The organism is Bradyrhizobium sp. 17 (genome assembly GCF_023073515.1).
In the GTDB taxonomy this organism is placed as follows: Bacteria; Pseudomonadota; Alphaproteobacteria; order Rhizobiales; family Xanthobacteraceae; genus Bradyrhizobium; species Bradyrhizobium canariense_D.
On record NZ_JADPJQ010000067.1, the window covers coordinates 252,835 to 271,380 of the forward strand.

Here is an 18,546-nt window from a genome sequence, read left to right on the forward strand (position 1 = left end):
TCAACCGAAGACGTTGGATCGTGCTGCCTTGGCAATGAAGGTCGTAATCTGAGGCTGAGCCGCCTCGATGTCGGCCTCGTATTTCAGGAGCACGTTGAGCGTGTCCTTGACGATCTCGGTGTCGAGCTCCGAGGCCTGCAAGAGCACCAGCACGCGTGCCCAGTCGATGGTCTCGCTGACCGAAGGCAGCTTCTTCAGGTCGAGCGAGCGGATTTCGTGGATGAAGCCGACCATCTGCCGCCGCAGCGTCTGCGAAATGTTGGGGACGCGGCTCTCGACGATGCGCTCCTCGAGCCGCTGCTCGGGGAAGCCGATGTGCAGATGCAGGCAGCGCCGCTTCAGGGCGTCGCCGAGATCGCGCTCGCTGTTGGAGGTGAGGATCACCGTTGGCGGCGTGATCGCGGAGACGGTGCCGAGTTCGGGGATCGTGACCTGGAAATCGGAGAGAATTTCCAGCAGCAGCGATTCGAATTCCGCATCCGACTTGTCGATTTCGTCGATCAGGAGCACGCAGCCGCCCGGCTGCTCCAGCGCTTGCAGCAGCGGCCGCGGCTCGACGAACTCCTTGGAGAAGAACACGTCACCGAAATCGTGGAGTTGATTAAGTGCAGCGTGCAAAGTCTGCGCGCCGCCAAGGACTTCTCCGAGCTTGTCCTTGAGGATCTGCGTGTAGAGAAGCTGCTTGGCGTATTTCCATTCATAGAGCGCCTTGGCCTCGTCGAGGCCTTCGTAGCACTGAAGGCGGATCATCTTCAGGCCGCGCCAGGCCGCGATCGCCTTGGCAAGCTCGGTCTTGCCGACGCCCGCGGGTCCTTCGACCAGGATCGGCTTCTCGATCTGTTGCGACAAATAGACGGCGGTCGCGATCTGCCGGCTCGCGATGTAGCCTTGAGCGGCGAGACCGCTCTCCACTGCCTCGATCGCTGTCGAGGGCTTCTGTTCAGCCACCAAAAGGCGCTCCCAAAGGTCTTGATTGAGGCTTGTTCTGCCTGCGTTCACGGCAAAGAACAAGCCTCGTTTGGGAGAGGCCAGGCCCGCGCGAATGAGCGTTTTTTCCGCTCAACGCAAATAGTCGGGCGGCCAACCGGCCGCGGGATCAGTGCCGCAGCAACTCCGGCTTGCGGATCGTCTGTCTGACCTCGGCGCCGCAATCGGCGCATTCATAGACGAAGTCGATCTTGGCAAGACTCCAATGCGGTTCGACCTCGCGCACATACATTGGAAGGAACCCCATGCAAGCAGGGCAAATCACAGGCGCGATCTCGATATCCTGATGATGCTGTACATAAGCTGGCATCTCGGCTCTCCTTCGCAGACGACCTCCAAACCCGCGCGAAGGCTACTGCCGGCCGGCGAAAGGCCGACATCAACTCTTTCGAACAGAGGCGGAACGGCGGAGGTTTGTCGTTCGCTGTGACATTCTTGTTACGTCTCTGTACTGTGACGGGTGGAGCAAATACCTATTTCAAAGCCCGATCCGATATTCGGACTTCGACCTCAACGATAAGGGAGCAACGCCCATGACGCATGCCATTCGCTTTCATAAGACTGGTGGTCCGGAAGTGCTGGTCTGGGAAGAAGTCAGTGTCGGCAAGCCCGGACCAGGCGAGGCACGAATCCGCCATACCGCCGTCGGTCTCAACTTCGTCGACATCTACAATCGTTCGGGCCTTTACCCGGTGCAACTGCCGAGTGGGCTTGGTAGCGAGGCTGCTGGCGTCGTCGAGGAGGTCGGGCCTGGCGTCACCGATCTGAAGCCCGGCGATCGCGTCGCCTACGGCGCCTCGCCGCTCGGGGCCTATTCCGAGGCGCGGCTGATCGCGGCCGACCGACTGCTGAAGCTGCCGGACGGTGTCGACGACAAGACCGCAGCGGCGATGATGCTGAAGGGGCTCACAACGCAATATCTGATCCGGCAGACCTATCGGGTGAAGGCCGGCGACACCATCCTGCTGCATGCGGCCGCCGGCGGCGTCGGCCTGATTCTCTCCCAGTGGGCCAAGCATCTCGGCGCAACCGTGATCGGCACCGTCAGCAACGACGAGAAGGCCAAGCTCGCCAAGGAGCATGGCTGCGACCATGTCATCATCTATAGCCGCGAGGATTTCGTGAAGCGCGTGGACGAGATCACCGGCGGCAAGAAGGTGCCGGTGGTCTATGACTCGGTCGGCAAGGATACGTTCTTGAAGTCGCTCGATTGCCTCGCGCCGCTCGGCGTCGCCGCGCTGTTCGGTGCGTCCTCCGGCGCCGTCGAGCCGCTCAATCTCGGTCTGCTGGCGCAGAAGGGCTCGCTCTACGTCACCCGGCCGACGCTGTTCACCTACGCCGCCAAGCGTGAAAGCCTGGTCGCGATGGCGGGCGAGCTGTTCGATGTCGTCAAGTCCGGCGCGGTCAAGATCGAGGTGCGCCAGACCTATCCACTGAAGGACGCCGCCAAGGCGCATGCCGATCTCGCCGCGCGCAAGACCACGGGATCGACCGTCCTCACGGTGTGATCTCCGACCGGGCTGTGGCGCAGGCTGGCAGAGCGTTTCGAGCGAACTGGATTCCGGTTCGCGTAGAGAAAACGCGTCAAAATAAGAAATCCAGAGCCCGTTCCGATTCGATCGGACCGGAAAAGGTCGGCCCTGGGCCTGCGTTATGTCCGCTCGTGCTTACGCAGATCGCGGGCGTGATCGAGGCGGAGAGCCTGGAGGTCGACTTCTTCGGGCGGGATCCGGGGCAGGGCAGCCTCAGCGAGGATCGCCTCGGTCACGTCTTCGACCGAATTCTCCACGATTTCCTGGATGAACGAGATATTCCGATATTCCCCTGAGGCAACGCGGGAAATGACCTCGCGCCTGGTGATTTCAGGGTCGACCACTGCCTCGCGGCCGCGGCGCCCATAGTCGATCATCACGACGAAATACTGCATGAAACGATCCTGCCGTGCCCATGGTCGGGACGGCAGAGTATTTCCGAAAAACGGAATCAAAGTCAAGGTGAATTTCGTAAAAACGGAAATTGCAGCCTACTTGCTCCTCTTGCGCGGGCGCGCCGACTTGGCGCGCAGCCGCTCCAGCTGCCCCTTGGGCATGGACAGGCAGATCTCGCCGACCCACTCTAGTTTCACGCCGACGATCTGCTTGGCATTGAAGCTGCTGAGATTGACGACGGAGGGGGATTTGCCTCGTTCGATGGTCTTCAGATAACGCTCGCCGGTCTTGAGCCGGACCACGGCCTCCTCGCCGTAGAAGCTCGACAGGGGATGGCGCTGATCCTTGTAGACTACGATTACGTCGCCGCTCTCGTATTTGGGCAGCATCGAATCGCCCACGATCTCGAATGCGATGGTCTCCTCCATGATCGGAAAGGGCAGCGCGATGTCGCCAAGGCCTTCGGGGGGAACCTGCTCATAATCCGGCTCGATCACGGCACCGGCCCCCACGCGGCCCATGATCGGCGCGAGATTGAGCTCGAGATATTCCATGATCGGAATGATTTCCGAAGCCTTCACCAGGCGTTCGCCGCCGAGGATCTCCGAGACAGCGCCGGGGCGTACGCCCATGGCAGCCGCCAGGCCGCCCTTGCTCTTGCCCGTCTTTTCCAGGCCCCGTTCGATCATTGCAGCGTCCAACATGGTGATTCCCTCGATTGTCCATCGTCTGTCTCTTGTAATCCGAAATTCGGAATTGATGCAATTATGAATATCAGAATTATCGCTTGACTTCGACTTCGGAATACCGGAATGTAGGCTCCGCCTCGCGGTCGTGCGATCGGAGGAGGCGCATCACAGGACAGCAGCATGGAACCGGCTCATTGGCCGTCGGAGCACTCCGACGCGCTTCGCGACTATTTTCTCAAGGGGTTGTCTTATGCGGAGATCGGAAGACAGATTAACGCAAGGTTCGGAACGGCTTACACACGCAACGCGGTGGTCGGCCGCGCCAAGCGGCTCGGGCTGATCGTGCAGGTGCGGATGACGAGCCCGTCGATCGTGCCGGTGCTGCCGTCTGGAGCCTGTCTTATCCTCCCGCACCGTCCCGCGTTACTGAACCTGCCGCCGAAATCTGCGATGAAGCCTGCCGCGCAGGTCAAATTGCGCTGCGTCGGCGTCCAGCCGCGCCTGGTCCCGTTGGTCGAACTCGCTGCCGAGGACTGTCGCTATCCCTATGGTGGCGACAAGGACGGGGAGGAGATTACCTTCTGCGGCCATCCAAGTGAGCCGGGCTCGAGCTATTGCACGCCGCATGCGCGCCTGACGCGCCGCGCCGGAGTTGGATCCGCCCGCGTCTCCGGCCCCGTCGTGCTGAGGCTGGTCTCTGCCGCGTGACCTCACGAGCGTCCGTTCAATCGTCAATTCGCAAGGAGTATCCGAGTGGCACGTGTCCGACGCAACAGGTCCTTTAAATCGGCGAATGTCTACGGCCGACGCTCACGTGAGATACCGTTCAATGCGGAGGTGGCGGAAGTCGAGGTGGACAATCCGCTGGCGCTCGACCCCGGCGAGAAGATTATGGCCGTGCGGTCGATCCGCAGCGATCCGCTCGGCCGGCTGCATGCGCACCGTCAGATCGACGAGGCGCAGTATCGCGGCGGGCGCGCCTTCCAGGACGATTGGGAGAAGGCCGAGCGAGGCCCTCAGGCAATGGACCCGACTCGCGAATATGTCGATGGCGCGCGCATGCGCGAGCCGGTCACCGAGAGCCAACGCCAGGCGGTGCTGCGGCTGAACCGGATCGAGCGCGAACTCGGCACAGACGGTGCCGCGCTAGTGCACGACGTGTTGGTGCTGGGCCTGACCATGGACGAGATCGGCCAGCGTCGCGCCGTCCGTACGCAGCGCTGGATCGACTATTTTGCCCGACGTTTCCGTGAATGCCTGGACCGGCTGGCAGTGATCTATGGCTTTGCGGCGGAAACGGGGAGACAGCGTGCAGGGCAACGAAGATGACAACGGCGCGCCCGCGACCACGATCGTGGGCGCGCCGGTCTTGTGCTTAGGGATGCGGTAGGATCTGGTAGGTCGTGGCATAGGGCTCGACTCGCAGCGAGGCGTTGGCCAAAAGGCCGATTCTGGCGGTCGGCGCCTGCTGCAATTCGCCGTTCGGACCGCGATGCACGTTGTATTGCCAGACGGTGAGATCGCCCTTCTGTGCCAGAGCATGTGCAACGGCGCTCGCATCATTGCCGCCGAGGGCCTGAAGCTCCTCCGTCGACAATCCGACGACGATTTCATCCTTGATGGTGACGATCTTGAACAGGTTCATCCTGGTCTCCTGCGCCCACGCGCTTTGTGTCGAGAAGGTGAGAAGCGCGACTGCGGCGCCCTTGATGAGATCGCAGCGAGAAAGCATGCCGTCGTCCTTTGGTGCTGGGGCGCCCGAATCGATCAATGCATCGGCCACGGCGCCCGTGATCTGCGTGACTGTTACGCCACCGCTTTGTCGTTTGCTCCTCGAAAACAGTTCACGGCCGGAAACAAATGGGGCCCGATGAATCCTGATGCGAAGAGGCGGGTCCAAGTCCAAGAGCTCGAGGGGACGGGTTTGAATGAAATCCAAACGTAATAGTTTGTCTCTTGGTCAGAAGGCCGCGCTGTGGCTGCCGATCCACAGCGCGAGATCGACGCCTATTTCGTCGACGATACAACCGCCGACGCCAGACTCAACAATTACGTGTATACGCTGAAGAAGCACTGGTTCGCGTCCACCAACGTCCATTCACATCCGAAACAACACGAAACGCAGCGTCGATTGACGGCAATCGAGGCTGTATGCCTGATCGATGACGCTTCTTGACGCAGGTGGGTGACGGCGGGCCCTATTCCTGTTATCCGGAATTGCCGTGGGGCGATGCAGACGAAGCATCGCTGCGCCAACCGTTGGGCTTGCCGGAGGGGTTGTTTCTTGACATAGTTACAACCTGTTCAGGTGCGCGCTTGCACATGTAGCTCGGCGTGCGAACACACCGGGCTTCCCCCCGGCCGAAGCCGCGCCGTCGCCATAGCATCCGGTTATGGCATCCGGTTATGGCATCCGGTTATGGCGTTGGGTTCTTAGTTGGGACCTCAATGTTGGATCACGAAGTCCGATGCTTGTCATAGGTGCGAGATGAAGAACCTCGATTTCGCAGCTGAGCTGCACCTCAAGCTCGGCGCGCCCGCAAGCGGCACCGTCGAAAGCCTGCGCCTGCTCCGCGCCTTTCTGAAGCTCGCGCCCCGGCAGCGTTTCGAGGTCATCAAGCTCGTCGAAGACCTCGCCACCGAAGAAACCCTCCCCGGACACCCCCTTTCCTGAGCCGCCCGCGCGCCCGCCTTACGATTTCCTGCCAAAGCCGGCCGCCAAGCGACGACTTCCCCGGGGCTGGACGCTGGCAGGCGATCCGGCAAGTGTGGTATTCAGTTCTGAAAACGGGAGGAGTGCCACCATGATCGAACCGAAGCTCGAAGTTCCGGCCGAACTGCGCGACCTGGCCGAGAAGACTATTGACCAGGCGGAAAAGGCATTCGGCATGTTTTTCGAAGCCGCCACCAAGTCGATGACGACCGTTCCGGGCGCGGGGGCGGACGTGTCGAAGCAGGCGCTCGCTTTCACCGAGCAGAACATGAAGTCGGCGTTCGAGCATGCTCGCAAGCTCGTCCATGCGACCGACCTTCAGGAGGCGATGCGAATCCAATCGGATTTCCTGCGCAGCCAGTTCACCAGTGCCGGAGACCACATGCGCCAGATGACCGGCAGTCTCATGCAACCGGGTAAGGGCAAGTCCTGATTCTCGGTGTGTTCACGCCGCGTCCACAGATTGGACTTGTCCGGCGTGAATATCGCCACTGGTGCCGGTCCATGATGGCCGTCGAATGGACCTCATTCGCCGCCCATCATGCTTTCTGCTGATCCCTGTCGGTTCTCAGGCAGGGATTTGCATATGTCGCAGGTACCTTGAGCGATCGGCCGCTCTGCTAACGCAGCGATGCGATGTAGGCCGCGATGTCGCCGGCTTCAGTCCGGCTCAAGGGGAAATTCGGCATTTTCGGGTGCGGGTCTAGCAGGAAAAAAGCGCGTCTTTCTGAACTGAAGTCGGGCCTGCGCGCAACGGACGCGAAGGAGGGAACGTCGGCGCTCGCCTGGATCTGGCCGTTCGCCACGACATGGCGGCTGGCGGACCAGCGCTTCGCAAGCTCGGCGCCATGATCTGCATCGGCGCTAGAAAAAGATAGGCCGGCAACAAGCGCAGCCTTGAAGCAGGGCGGCCCCGGGGTGTCTAGGAGCCCGGGGCCACAACCTCAGCTTCCGGTGGGTCCAATAGTTCGGCCACGGGGTCCAAGCGGGAATCAGCGGAGCACATTTGGCGAAAAGTTTTGCATCTGCAGCCTGCTGCATTTCTATGCGGTGAACGCCCTTCGGATGATGCGGGGAGTTCGATCCCGCAACATGGGCAGTGTGATCGCAGCCCAGCGACAATTGTTGTGTCTATTCCTGGCGTGTGTGGGCGATGACGTCTATGATGCAACTGGACAGATTAGTCGACCAGAACGGCGCTGACGAACATCGTGTACGGTGCTTTTGACAAATAGAAGCCGTTCTAATTTTACCTAGGGCGCTCATTGTGCGGCGCCCGCCGGTGGGGAGGCCTAGCGGCTAAGCGCTACAATACCAGTATTCGTATTCCCCAAATTCTGCACGGCCTTGTTCATCGTAGGATCGTTGACGTAGCCGCTGGCGGGGGTAGAAGAGCCATTGTTCTCATTCCTAGCGCGATTGCCCAGCCGATTTCCCGTAGTTTGATGGTTGAGAGCGTTGCTCGCGTTAGGTCCGGGCGAACCACCCGTACCGCTCGCGGTGCCACTGCTCGACATCGAGCCGGCCGTCGTGCTGCCTGAGCCTGTTCCTCCTCCAGAAGCTCCACCTGAACCACCTCCGCCAGCTTGCGCCAGGGCCGAGGTGTTTGGTCAAAACGCGACCGCTATCCTGTTCGTTCAGGCGGCGCAAAATGATCTTCGTTCGACTGACGCTTCAACGTGGCTTGCAGCCCTTGATGGATATTTGGCCACGTTCCAGGATGCAATTAAGTCCTCACGCAAAATCGTGCAGCTCAAAATCAGCACGCACAATCCTCCTAACGAAAGTATCTTCAATGTTAATCGGGCCATCGCCGACGGGCTCTGCGCCGCTTCCCAGCGAAGGAAGGTGCGACTTCGTCCTAGATTACGCTGCCGATCCAACCGGGGGCCCTGTTCCGCTGCCGCAAACCGAGCTTTATACCCTGACGGCACGCACCCTTCGCAGGGCGGACAAAGCAATATGGAGGCAAATTACTTTCGACCTCTTTCCTCTCTTGATCCATCGTAGAATTCGTCCTGTTCGCTAGACCGGCAGGATGTAAGATTATGTCCGGGCGGCGCTGGGCGAACGGGCTCAAGTGTGCTGGTGGAACTTTATAGCCCCTTGATCTTTGCGTTAGGCGCCGAAGTGAATAGGCAGACGATGCTCCGCTGGCTTAGCTCAGATCGTCGAAAGATCAAAAGCGATCGAAAGCAGCTTGAAGGCAGGGCTCGCCGCCTGCTGCAGAGTTACCTGACGGCCAATGAGTGGCAAAAGCGCCAATACTATCAGGCAATCGCCGGCGCGGCTTCTGCATGTCAGCCTGGTATTGATGATCCGAGCTTAAGTAACGAGAAGCTTGCTGAATTAACCGCTCAGGCCGCGACAAAAGTCGTCCAAGTACGTAATCGGAAAGCAAAAGATGCGCACGATCATTCAGCTGTACTGATCACGGATGCATACGCAACGGTTGCAATCGCCTATCGACGAGCGGCTTCAGCCTACACTGCTGACAAGGAAATGGAGCAGCTGGGCACCGCCGCAGTACACCTGGTCACGATAGCGAATTCATTTATGAATGCTGAATAGGACCGACAACGACAGAAATGTGACTGCGGCTTCGGCAAACCAGCCTCGCTTCTCGCTCAGGCGTATACCTTGCGCAAACCCTTTCTCCTAAGCTGCCCGTAAGACGTTATTTGTACCGTCGTCACCAACAAGAAAAGGCGGGCGGCATGTCGATTGCATTTCGAATTTTTGTTCTCCTGTTCTGTGCTTACGCCGGTTGGGAGACCGCGAGCATCCAATTCGGCGATTTGCGAGAGCCTCAGCAGCAAGGGCGTTCTCCAACCGGATAAGCAAGGAATGAACAAAACAACCCTTCACCTGGAACGTCCGCAACCAAGCCAAGTTCGGCGTGCTGACCTCGCGCCGGCTATCGGTTATGCGATGCTCGTCGATGGTCGTTTCAAGACCGAATTTCTTGATCAGGACGCCGCGACTAACGCGGCCCTTGTTTTGTTGGCCAAGTATCCGAAGCTGAAGATCGAGATCTACGATGCAGCATCGAAGTCACGAACGCCGGCGAAATAGCCGCTGCGCCGCAGCATGCGTGATAACCATGTCTTCTGTTTTAATCTACCTTTAGCTTTTTGCTAACAATCGAGGTCTCAAGGTCGTCGCCAAACGGAGGCGGCCTGTGCCTTTGATGAAGTATTTCGGATTCGTCGGCAGCGCTCTCGTCCTGTTGCTGATCGCTATCGGCTGGTGCTTGCCGCAGCAGGCGATGGGCCCCGATAACAGCGACGTAGAGCGACCGTCCATCAAGATCAGCTCAGCCGAGAGGGCGCCTGAACGGGTCATAATCGATACCAGCTTGCCGACCATTGTGGCTCCGTCGAACATCAGTCCTTCTACATCAATGACGTCGGTGCAATCTGCTCGGCCTCTGCAGAGCGCATTCTCCGAACTTGACGTCGCCCGGAAGCCGGTCACTCCGAAATCAGGCGGCGAGGTCTTGAAGTCGAAGCATGCGGCAAAAGGCGAATCCGCGAAAAAAGTCTCTCACCGTCGAGCAGCGAAACCGTTGAATATTATTCCCGCACCCGCAACGGGAGCGCAAGCTGCGGCGCCTGATACGAGAATGTCGTTACTGGAAACACTCAAGGAGCGGCTAGGGCAGACGTTTTTCAAGCTGAACTGATGACGGTGTCCAACGATAGGAGCCGACGAGCGCCAGTCACGGCGGAGGCGCACTCGGCTCGATTGGACCGACCCAATAAATAGTCTCTGAAGATGGCATCCGACGGCGGCAAATCGGCCTCCTGCGTCACCGGGGCGGCTGGAGCAGGCCCGCACAAAACGGCTTTAGTCCGAAAGTCGAATAGCGCCACGTCATCGGGCTCGCGGAAGCAGCAAAACCCCGCCCGCGTAAGCCCGCTTATTTGGAAGGGCGCCCTGTCGTAGAGCGGCTGAGATAGACGTCGCGATGGGCGATCGGCGGCCACGATAGACGGCGAGGGACGCATTACGCTTACTGCGATACTACGATTCGTGGAAAGACGGCCCGGGTCGGGCGCTTGGGTTTAGGGCGGTGGCCGCTTTAGGTCGTCGGCAAGCCGTTGCGGATTCAGCAGAATGCGCGAGGCCGGTTCTCCGTCCTGCTCACAATGGTGAGACCGTTTACGCGGGCAGCCCTGCCTAAGGCAGCCTCTGACCGCAGGAACAGTGGAGGGAAGGTAACCTCGGCCGCAGGTCTCGGCCTGAGGTCGCTTTTTGCGAGCCGCAACCGTCGACCCTGATTCACATAGTGAAATGCAGATGCGGGTCAGAATGCGGCAACGTCCACGTGCCGCGACCTTGACGCTGGCAGGTTTCTCCGACCTGCTCCCTCCCAGGCGCCGCCGGCTCTTGAAGTTGCGCCCGACGGACGGCGCCCGCCCCTCCGGACTGTGGTTGAGCCGTCCCGGACCTGGCGATGGATCTCTCCATCGCAGGCGCGCCCTGCGCAAGTATCATGGCACTGGGCCACATCCGGCCAATCCCTCGGCCGTCTTGATTGCCGCCGGCGTCTCTCCGAAATCGTACCGGCCCGCAAAGGCCGCACCGGGCTGGTGGATCTCGTCCCGCTCACGCTCGGGCATTGTCAGCTCCTCAATCGTTCTCAGTCCACGCGTGCGACATTGACGAAGCGAGCGCTTGTCCGTCGTGCCAGGCGGAATACACAGTCGGGCTAGTGAGGCGCACAACTAAAAATATCTCGGCGCTTACGAAAATAGGAACGAGGTCTGCACTTTCACATTCCTTCCGAAGTGCAATCGGGAGCCTCAGCATGGCAACGCAGATCGTGATGGATCACAGCGGCGACAGCCGCTACTTCTTCGACAACTCCAGCGGTGATGCTCTGGCGGAGGCGGAGAGACGTTTTCTGGAATTCACCGGGAAAGGATACACTGCAGCGGTGCGGAGTAGCCCGGAGGAGGTAACCAGGATCACCACGTTTGATCCGACCGCCGAAGAGACATTGTTTTTTCCGCGGCTCGTCGGTGGGTGATGGCCAGGTGAAGAGGAACTTAGCTCGGGTCAGTCGGTGGCCCCTTCGTAGCCTCTGTATTGGGAAGCTCTATGAAGCATCCAAGGACGAGAAAACGATTCACGCTCGTGCGCTACGCCTCCTTCGTTCTTGGCTTTCGCCTCAGCAGAGGGCGGACTTTGACAGGAAGGGATACTTCGAGGTCGTGGGATGCGACACTGGGAAGCGGTACCGAATCCGGCGCGGCACGTCCGCCAACGTCAACGAGATAGACGAATACGGGCGGCTCGGAACGGGGCGCTGCTTCGTCCCGTTAGGTGGCTTGGCCCAGGGCGACGTCATGCTTGCCCAGAAAATAGCTCTCGAAACCGACGAGAACCGCGCGTTGAGCATCGCCAACAGCTTCCCGGGACCGCTAGGCTTGCGCCTCCCCAGGCGTCGCCCCGCAGAGGCTAGGAGCTCGGGGGTACGCCTGTCCCCGGGCTAGAATTCGAGCCACGGTGCTTCTCATGCGGCGACGCCACAGCGGTCTCGCTGATTGCAACCACAACATTGGTGGTTGACGACTGTTGGATCATCTCGCGTACCACCGCTGGCATCCATTGCCTTATTGATTCGGAGTGTAGCCCTGACCGATTGGCTCTTCAAATCGGCAATACGGGAAAGATCTTCGTCGTGTGTTGAGTATGCCGCTATTAGGCCTGACCGATAACCCGAGGACTGGGGCGTTCGAACGGGAGCTATCTTGTCTCAAAGAATGCAGTTCTGCACCTCGTTTGCTTGAACGCAGCCCTGGATGAAAAGGGCCGAAGAGCCGGAGGCTGCGGGGAGGGCTAGAACAGTCCGCCGCCTTCGGGTTGAATTCTCCCTCGAGTGACGCTGCCCGGACGCGCGGGAAAGCTCGACACAAAGGTGACGCGACGTGAAAGCCTTCAGGCTCGATGGAATTCCACCGCCCGCTGTTTCAGAGAAACTCTGGCCGCGAAGCCTGCCTGCAGCCACGCCATGGCCTGCGTGTGCCCCGCTTTGCGCGAACCTCATTTTCCCACCAGGCACTGAACTTGTAAGCTGACGGCGGTAACGGCCTCCCGAGAATTTCCTCGATGTCCGAGAACGTGAGCCGAATAGTGTGCGTCCTTGTGCGACCCAGCTCCCTCGATAGCGGATCGTAAACGGACATGACGCTCGGCTCGTCACGTCGGTCTGTCATCGCCGCTCGCGGGGATGTTGAAGCCCCGGGCGGCAACTTCTAGCTCGAGCTCAGTGATCCGTTCGAAGATGCGAGCAGTAATAGCCTCGGAATCTTCAGCGCTTATTGATCGAACGCCTGTTAGAGATAGCTCGTCCCTGAGAACCTTCGCCACAAGCAATTGGATTGCCATTGGATTAAATCCTAAAAAGACGATCCAACCGCAACCGACGGGCGAACGCAAGTGGTTAGGTGGTGCTGCCGTGCTTCGGCTAGTTGTCTCGGCCCGGAATTCTGAGCTGCGCAGCTGCTCGCACAAACTTTTCTGCCGCAGCATTAACAGCAAACCCGTGTGCCTCATCGGGTGTCCTACCCTGCGTGGTCTGTAGGCGATTAGCCGTCTCGCTTTGCTTGAGCACGAGTCGTTAGCTTATCCAGCTTCCATTGCTCCTCGCTCAGACGTCTTTCGACATACTGCCGTTCGAACTCCGTCAGAGTGGTTTGCAATAAGAGGTGGTAGCGTTGAATATTGTTGCGATGTGCCCGGACCAAATCGTCGTCAATCATCGTCGTCGGCTTTCCGGGAGTGAAACGGACAAAACAATTCATCATCAAGCGGGATGGGCAGGCGACCGAGCAAGAGCAGGCCGGAGCATCTCCGCCGCTCTCTCCATGGTAGTAAGCTTTTCTTTCCCAATCTGTGAACTATTTCACACGGCCTTGCGATCGTCGCCTAGGTGGCAGCAGACACAGTGCAGTGGTTTAACGGGCGTCGGTCGGCTTCATCCAGCCCGATGACCGCGGTATGGATGCCTAGCACAGTGGGGCGGCTCATCGAGCTTGGCTGAAGGCCGCAAGGTTTCTTATGGAGTCCAAGTCCATCAAAAGCGCAGGAAAAGAGCTGCCAAGTCTATGCGTCGGAAGACTGCGGCGACAATGGCATGGCGGTTTGATCACTGCATTTTATGCCCGAGGTCTCTCAGCCGCGTGCGAAGAAAGTCGCTGGCATGGTCGTATTGCGCGTTGCCGTTCGTGATTTGGCGGACGCGTGGATCCATTAAGCGACCAACGGTTTCGGAGCCGAGCAACTCAACTCTGTCCGACCACTGCCGTAGCAACGTATCGGGTATATCGTCCGCAGATCCAAACATCCGCAAAAGGGAATGTTCGGCTTCGGGCTTGTGGTCGTGATGAGTCTTCGCCGCATAGAAAGCGAATAGTCCCCGGAAGGCATCACGGGAAACGCCAGGTTTTCCCATCGCAATATCCCTGAAAAAATCACGTTCTCAATGGACGCAAGTTTGACGCCTCCGTTCGGGAAAAGCTAGAAAACCAAAACCCTGTGCCCACGTTTTTCGAAGAGTTTGCGGTTGGACGCTGAGTGGAATGCCAGCCCGTCAATGATCGTAACCAATTTTGACGAAGGCCAGGTTGGACCTTTGAGGCGCCCTCTGGCTCTTGTTGCTCCCCAGCCGCGCCATTGGCTGAAGCGCGAGCCGGCGGAGGGGCCAGCGTGTAGAAGCCAGCATAGAAGTTGCGCCGACCGCGCGGCTTGCACTAAGCTCATTCGATTGTACGAATTGTTTTTGTGGAGTAGCGTCATGTCGAGTGCGATTGAGTTGATTGTGGACGGCTACGCAAGACTTAAAGACCGCCAGTCGCTTGAAGAGCTGAAGATGCACCGCCGGCGCCTTGCCGGAGACCTGAAAGCCTGGGTGGGCTTTGACTGCAGGTTGTCGATCGCGCAGATCGAACAGGACATCGCGGCAATAGAGGCGGGACTGGAGACGTTGTCGGGGCCGGTCGGCGGCTAAGCTAAGGAGCCAGCCCGACGGCGGCGTGCGCGCAAGGAGGCAAGTGCTGCGATCTTTCGTCATGGCTGCCCTCATTGAGGTTTGGCCGTGCTCGTTTGCGCTGTGCCTGCCGTCGGAGGAGATTGTCGCTAAGCTTCGCGCCGCAGGCTACTCGCAGATCCAGGAGGTGCCGGCCGGAAAGATCAAGACTTACAAGGCCGTCAAAGAAGGTCCCGCGCGCTCGGTGGTCATCGACAGGACCGGCCACATCGCAGACGTGGGAGATAGCTAGACGGGCAGACGAAGCCAGACGTCTTTACTGGATAGCGTGCCGGTTGGCGTCGCATCTCCATATCGACGACGCGAAACGAGCCATGACTTTCGTAAACGTAGCGAAGGTGCCAGACCGGGCCGAGTTCCGGCGAGATGGCGAAGTCGTCTAAGGCAGACGCGACGTACCGAACGGCATCGCGTCGCTCAACCGGTGCGGAGAACATCGCCTCTATCAGCGCGGCCAGGCTCACGCCGCCGACTAGCAGGCTCGTGCAGCTTCGTCGCCGTCAGTAAGCCGGAGGGAGGTCACGATGACCCGCAATACCGGCGGGGTTCTTCAGAGCCACGGCACGGTTCAGACCCAAAACCGGACCGTTGATGTAAGGGCGCGGGGCGGCGGTTGGGTATTTTCGCAAGGTGATGGACGACTGCTACAACACTTCAGCACGAACCGGAGCCACGCCACGATCCGTAATCCCTAAGGTGCGCGCGGCGGCGAGCGAGAGGTCGAGGACGCGGCCTCGGACCCATGGTCCGCGGTCGGTGATACGAACCACCACCGACCTCTTAGTCTCAAGATCAATGACCCGGACTCTCGTGCCGAACGGCAGACGGCGGTGCGCCGCGGTTAGTGAATTCCGGTCGTACGATGAACCGTTCGCCGTCTTGCCCTTTGAGTACGAGTAGAATGAGGCCCTTCCGGAGAACACTCGGTCGAGGGAGCGAGAGGCTGAACGGTCTTTCAAGGGTTCTTGACGATCTTTCAATGTTTGTTGTCCGTTCGGAGCTTGCACTTGCGGCTCATCCTTCTTTGTCTGTTCGAGCCCATCAGGAGCCGGCTCAGCACGAGCCTTTGGAATGATGGACCACCGCTCATTGAAATCCTCTGCTGCAGCGGTGTTCGCATTCAATCCAATCCAAGCAGGGACTGTCGCAATCGCAACCATTCTGAGGAGAAGACGCATCGTTCGGCCTCATCAAACAATTGAAGCACAAGTCAACAATGCAACCCACCAGCCAGTGTTCCTGAACATGTATTCGCGTCTCGCACATAGGTGATTGCATACCGACGTTGCGAGGATGTGCGTAGGAGCACCGCAGCAAGTCAATTATCTCGCTGCGATGCATCGCGCCATTTAGCGCCACCGGCCGGGGCCTAGGGGCGGCCAGTCTTCCCAGCGCGCACTACATACGAGCGGCCCATGGGAAAGTTGCGTATCCCCAAAATGAGAAATTTCAACCCGCCTACTGACAAAGGGGCAGAGTTGTTGGTGGCCGTACGCCCGCCGACGCCAAGCCCGGCGAGCGGTGCTTCGCGCTGGTCTTAGTGGACGAGCAGCGGCCCCCAGCTTGAGGGGCAATCGCCAAGGCCGAACACGACGACCACGCCGCGGCGGGTGCCGAACGAACTGTGTCGGGCAGCTTGATTCGCGGCAGAGGGGGTTATTCGAGGTACTTAGGAGCCTGCGGTTGGCGCTCGCTAAAGGACCCCGCAATCTTCTGTTCGGCGATTTCGAAGACCGGACGAGCGCTGGCAATTGACCACAGTACCTTCCCAAGACTTCCGATTGCTTGCTCGGCTTCCTCAGTCCGGTCAGCCGGCTCTTCCTTCAATGCCTCTCGCTCTGCACGCTTGGCTGCCGCAGACTTGCTCCTTTGAGCCCGCACAGCATGTTGCAGGCAACACAGGGGCGGCGGTCGCAACTAAGTCCGATTCAGGGTGTATGACGGAGTTGCGTTCCTCCTAGGAGCCGTGATGGAACCAACAGAATCTGCCCGCACGCACCGTCAGGTGTTGCCTTGGCTCGTGGTCGCGTTGATTGTTGTGTTGGCTGGAGGCATGTTCGTTTGGATGAGTAACAGAATTGATGCCCTACAGGCAGCGACTGCTATTCGTCAAGATTCTGGCGTCGAACAAACAAAGAGGGCGGTAGCAGCTCTTGAGCAGACGGTGAAAGACATTCAGTCAAGCCAGCAAAGCCTTGTGGACCGGATTGCGGAGGTCCAGCGCAAAATTGCCTCGGAAGGCAGTAATCGCAAGCTAATGTCAGATCAACTAGGCGCACTAGGCGCACGCGTTGATGGGCTGGCATCGGCGAACGCGGAGAGCGCCGCGACTGCCCGTCAGAACTCACGCACAAAGCGATAGATGTTGGCGCTTAGTTCAGTGCCGGAAATTTCTTTCCGAAAGTGGGAAAAACCTTTCGCGAACATCTTCAACACAGAGAACGAAACAGCGACGCGCGTCAACGTTAGTGACCAATTAACCTGCCCTTGAGAGTGGTCCTCTCAACGCGATTTGGGACTCGCCTCCGGTCCGACGGCCAGTTGATCAGTACTGCGGGGTTCTCGCACTTCTTCCGCCGCTTGCGGTTTCTTTGAAACGCCCATCCGATCAATCGCGCCAGCCCGAGGACAACTCCTGCGACGATCACCCAGTGGGGATATCCGATCCTGGAAAACGTCGCTGTTCCCGCTAGTGCTCAGCGCTCACCCTCGTGCCGCAACGGCTGGGTACGAACCGCTTTTGAGAGCAATGTTTTCGACGACTGTTTGCTCTTTGGTCGGAAAGTACGTCGCAACCAACGACAGGACACCAGCGATGCAGACGGCCGTCAAAGCGGCGCCTGCAACGCTTACCGCACCTCGCAATAGCAACTGCCTCAACGCGCGAAACACGATATCTGCATAGTCGGAAATGCGTAACGAACATACTGCGCGCGATCGACGGCGCCCAGAAACGCACGTCGCATCGCGCGCATCCTGTCAGATGGAGGTTGCGTGGAGCGAGAGCACTGTCGGATGATCGAGTAGGTGCCGGTCTATTGCGTGAGCGACAAGCCAAGAACAAATGCCTTAGCCGCCGTCGCGCCCGGCGTTCGCTTCAATTTCTTTGCGATCTTCGTGACACCAGTCTTTTGCTTCGCAAGTAACTTCAGCGTCTTCAGGTCGTCTTTCGTCCACTCGCGACGAAACCTTTTTTCTTCTTGGCCAACTTGGCGCTCCTTCGTTGATAGGAGCGCGGTCTAACACGTGTTGCGCGGTTCGCAAATGCCTCGTGAATGGCGCTGTTTGACGGACGCTGTCCTTTTCGACAGGTGTAGGCCGTCCTGAGCCGTGGGCATGATCGCGCTAAAGGACGAGGGCCGCGGCTATGCGACGTTACTACTTCCCGATTTTTCACAAGGGAGAGCCACATGCGGACGATGTGGGGGAGCTATTTGGCTCGGCTCAACTAGCCGTCCAATACGGCGCGCGCGTCGCTCGGGACATCGCCAGCGACCTCGACTATGATTTTAGCCAAGCGGCGTCGTCGTCAGAGTCAATCGTCAACGCTAGGGAAGCGCGACGTTGGCGAACAATGCCCACCAATTCGTGCCGGCGGGCCTCCTGCACACGGCTGTGATGCGCATTGTGTGAAGTAGTTCACAACCGGCAGGGTATCACCGAGCGTAGCGTGCGCGCTTCCACTGGAGGGAAGCGCAATGAAGTGGAACTTGGCAACCTATCGAATGCTCGCGCTGACCGCCGCTGTTCTGGCGGCGGCTGGTACTACTATGGCCATCGGTACTCCTCGTGGAGTCCCTGAACCAATGTTGGGATCCGATTGGCAATGCAGCCGGACCATGCTGCTCGTGACCACGTGTGCGCACTGAAGCATTGATCGGATAGCCGCAGACGCGCGCTCGGCAAAGCTAGCGGGTGCTCGTTCACACATCTCGGCCTTCACGAACGTCGGCCTAACAATCGGTTAACGAAGAACCCATAGCGTGTTCCGCCGTTGACCTGCATCCCGTCACGCATGACGAGGTAGGTCTAGGACGGGGCCGATACCATGGCGGACCTAAGGGAAAAATTGGACAAACTCCGCACCGATGCCGCGGATTTTGGTACGCATCCGGCGAAGACCCCGGCAGGCCGCTTTCGGGAAGGCTGATCGCGCTCAAGCTGCGTGAGCGA

At 59.2% G+C, this 18,546-nt stretch carries 21 protein-coding genes and 1 pseudogene; 14 read left to right on the top strand and 8 right to left on the bottom strand.

Annotated elements, in window-relative coordinates:
* Complete coding sequence (locus tag IVB13_RS13320) at positions 1 to 948, bottom strand: MoxR family ATPase (RefSeq protein ID WP_007601482.1); 948 nt, start codon at positions 946 to 948, stop codon at positions 1 to 3.
* Positions 949 to 1,096: 148 nt separating this feature from the next.
* On the bottom strand, positions 1,097 to 1,297 hold the full coding sequence (locus IVB13_RS13325; protein ID WP_007612817.1) for a hypothetical protein: 201 nt from the start codon (positions 1,295 to 1,297) through the stop codon (positions 1,097 to 1,099).
* A gap of 223 nt (positions 1,298 to 1,520) precedes the next feature.
* Here IVB13_RS13325 and IVB13_RS13330 point away from each other — a divergent pair, with 223 nt between their 5' ends.
* A complete protein-coding gene (locus IVB13_RS13330) occupies positions 1,521 to 2,495 on the top strand; it encodes a quinone oxidoreductase (RefSeq protein ID WP_018456675.1) in 975 nt (324 codons plus the stop codon).
* Positions 2,496 to 2,638: 143 nt separating this feature from the next.
* Here IVB13_RS13330 and IVB13_RS13335 read toward each other — a convergent pair whose 3' ends face one another.
* A complete protein-coding gene (locus IVB13_RS13335) occupies positions 2,639 to 2,914 on the bottom strand; it encodes a hypothetical protein (protein WP_085395314.1) in 276 nt (91 codons plus the stop codon).
* A 96-nt stretch (positions 2,915 to 3,010) separates the two neighbouring features.
* Positions 3,011 to 3,619, bottom strand: a complete 609-nt coding sequence (locus tag IVB13_RS13340) for a S24 family peptidase (protein ID WP_007612810.1) — start codon at positions 3,617 to 3,619, stop codon at positions 3,011 to 3,013.
* Between the two features lie 165 nt (positions 3,620 to 3,784).
* Here IVB13_RS13340 and IVB13_RS13345 point away from each other — a divergent pair, with 165 nt between their 5' ends.
* Positions 3,785 to 4,312, top strand: a complete 528-nt coding sequence (locus IVB13_RS13345; protein WP_247489100.1) for a GcrA family cell cycle regulator — start codon at positions 3,785 to 3,787, stop codon at positions 4,310 to 4,312.
* A 45-nt stretch (positions 4,313 to 4,357) separates the two neighbouring features.
* Positions 4,358 to 4,933 carry a hypothetical protein gene (locus IVB13_RS13350; RefSeq protein WP_247489101.1) on the top strand — a complete coding sequence of 192 codons (576 nt, stop codon included), beginning with the start codon at positions 4,358 to 4,360 and terminating at the stop codon, positions 4,931 to 4,933.
* Between the two features lie 46 nt (positions 4,934 to 4,979).
* On the opposite strand, the gene IVB13_RS13355 is transcribed toward IVB13_RS13350, so the two are convergent.
* Complete coding sequence (locus IVB13_RS13355) at positions 4,980 to 5,336, bottom strand: hypothetical protein (protein WP_026233220.1); 357 nt, start codon at positions 5,334 to 5,336, stop codon at positions 4,980 to 4,982.
* 243 nt (positions 5,337 to 5,579) lie between these two features.
* On the opposite strand from IVB13_RS13355, the gene IVB13_RS13360 reads away from it, so the two are divergent.
* The 3 genes from IVB13_RS13360 to IVB13_RS13370 all read left to right on the top strand — a co-directional run bounded on the left by IVB13_RS13360 (position 5,580) and on the right by IVB13_RS13370 (position 6,750).
* Positions 5,580 to 5,780 (top strand): hypothetical protein, encoded by a 201-nt coding sequence (locus IVB13_RS13360; protein ID WP_247338215.1) that lies wholly within the window; start codon positions 5,580 to 5,582, stop codon positions 5,778 to 5,780.
* A gap of 312 nt (positions 5,781 to 6,092) precedes the next feature.
* Positions 6,093 to 6,278, top strand: coding sequence for a hypothetical protein (locus tag IVB13_RS13365; RefSeq protein WP_247489103.1), 186 nt, complete (start codon positions 6,093 to 6,095; stop codon positions 6,276 to 6,278).
* A gap of 130 nt (positions 6,279 to 6,408) precedes the next feature.
* On the top strand, positions 6,409 to 6,750 hold the full coding sequence (locus IVB13_RS13370) for a phasin (protein WP_007601491.1): 342 nt from the start codon (positions 6,409 to 6,411) through the stop codon (positions 6,748 to 6,750).
* 187 nt (positions 6,751 to 6,937) lie between these two features.
* On the opposite strand, the pseudogene IVB13_RS13375 reads toward IVB13_RS13370, so the two are convergent.
* Positions 6,938 to 7,180, bottom strand: a pseudogene (locus tag IVB13_RS13375) (cytochrome c); the annotation flags it as partial.
* Positions 7,181 to 8,399: 1,219 nt separating this feature from the next.
* On the opposite strand from IVB13_RS13375, the gene IVB13_RS13380 reads away from it, so the two are divergent.
* The 5 genes from IVB13_RS13380 to IVB13_RS13400 all read left to right on the top strand — a co-directional run bounded on the left by IVB13_RS13380 (position 8,400) and on the right by IVB13_RS13400 (position 11,818).
* The gene (locus IVB13_RS13380) at positions 8,400 to 8,888 is read left to right on the top strand and encodes a hypothetical protein (protein WP_247367704.1); all 489 of its coding nucleotides are present in this window, start codon (positions 8,400 to 8,402) and stop codon (positions 8,886 to 8,888) included.
* A 276-nt stretch (positions 8,889 to 9,164) separates the two neighbouring features.
* Positions 9,165 to 9,392 carry a hypothetical protein gene (locus IVB13_RS13385; protein ID WP_247489105.1) on the top strand — a complete coding sequence of 76 codons (228 nt, stop codon included), beginning with the start codon at positions 9,165 to 9,167 and terminating at the stop codon, positions 9,390 to 9,392.
* A 106-nt stretch (positions 9,393 to 9,498) separates the two neighbouring features.
* Complete coding sequence (locus IVB13_RS13390) at positions 9,499 to 10,002, top strand: hypothetical protein (protein WP_247452802.1); 504 nt, start codon at positions 9,499 to 9,501, stop codon at positions 10,000 to 10,002.
* Positions 10,003 to 11,130: 1,128 nt separating this feature from the next.
* A complete protein-coding gene (locus IVB13_RS13395; protein ID WP_018460208.1) occupies positions 11,131 to 11,352 on the top strand; it encodes a hypothetical protein in 222 nt (73 codons plus the stop codon).
* 58 nt (positions 11,353 to 11,410) lie between these two features.
* The gene (locus tag IVB13_RS13400; protein ID WP_247452804.1) at positions 11,411 to 11,818 is read left to right on the top strand and encodes a hypothetical protein; all 408 of its coding nucleotides are present in this window, start codon (positions 11,411 to 11,413) and stop codon (positions 11,816 to 11,818) included.
* Positions 11,819 to 13,473: 1,655 nt separating this feature from the next.
* Here IVB13_RS13400 and IVB13_RS13405 read toward each other — a convergent pair.
* Complete coding sequence (locus IVB13_RS13405; protein ID WP_247489107.1) at positions 13,474 to 13,779, bottom strand: hypothetical protein; 306 nt, start codon at positions 13,777 to 13,779, stop codon at positions 13,474 to 13,476.
* A 342-nt stretch (positions 13,780 to 14,121) separates the two neighbouring features.
* On the opposite strand from IVB13_RS13405, the gene IVB13_RS13410 reads away from it, so the two are divergent.
* Both IVB13_RS13410 and IVB13_RS13415 read left to right on the top strand, forming a co-directional pair.
* On the top strand, positions 14,122 to 14,334 hold the full coding sequence (locus tag IVB13_RS13410) for a hypothetical protein (protein WP_247489108.1): 213 nt from the start codon (positions 14,122 to 14,124) through the stop codon (positions 14,332 to 14,334).
* A 61-nt stretch (positions 14,335 to 14,395) separates the two neighbouring features.
* On the top strand, positions 14,396 to 14,605 hold the full coding sequence (locus tag IVB13_RS13415) for a hypothetical protein (RefSeq protein ID WP_247489110.1): 210 nt from the start codon (positions 14,396 to 14,398) through the stop codon (positions 14,603 to 14,605).
* 412 nt (positions 14,606 to 15,017) lie between these two features.
* Here the strand turns inward: IVB13_RS13415 and IVB13_RS13420 are convergent, their stop codons facing one another.
* Complete coding sequence (locus IVB13_RS13420) at positions 15,018 to 15,551, bottom strand: septal ring lytic transglycosylase RlpA family protein (RefSeq protein WP_247489112.1); 534 nt, start codon at positions 15,549 to 15,551, stop codon at positions 15,018 to 15,020.
* Between the two features lie 791 nt (positions 15,552 to 16,342).
* Between IVB13_RS13420 and IVB13_RS13425 the strand changes: the two genes are divergently transcribed.
* Positions 16,343 to 16,735, top strand: a complete 393-nt coding sequence (locus tag IVB13_RS13425; RefSeq protein ID WP_247489114.1) for a hypothetical protein — start codon at positions 16,343 to 16,345, stop codon at positions 16,733 to 16,735.
* Positions 16,736 to 18,546: the final 1,811 nt, after the last annotated feature.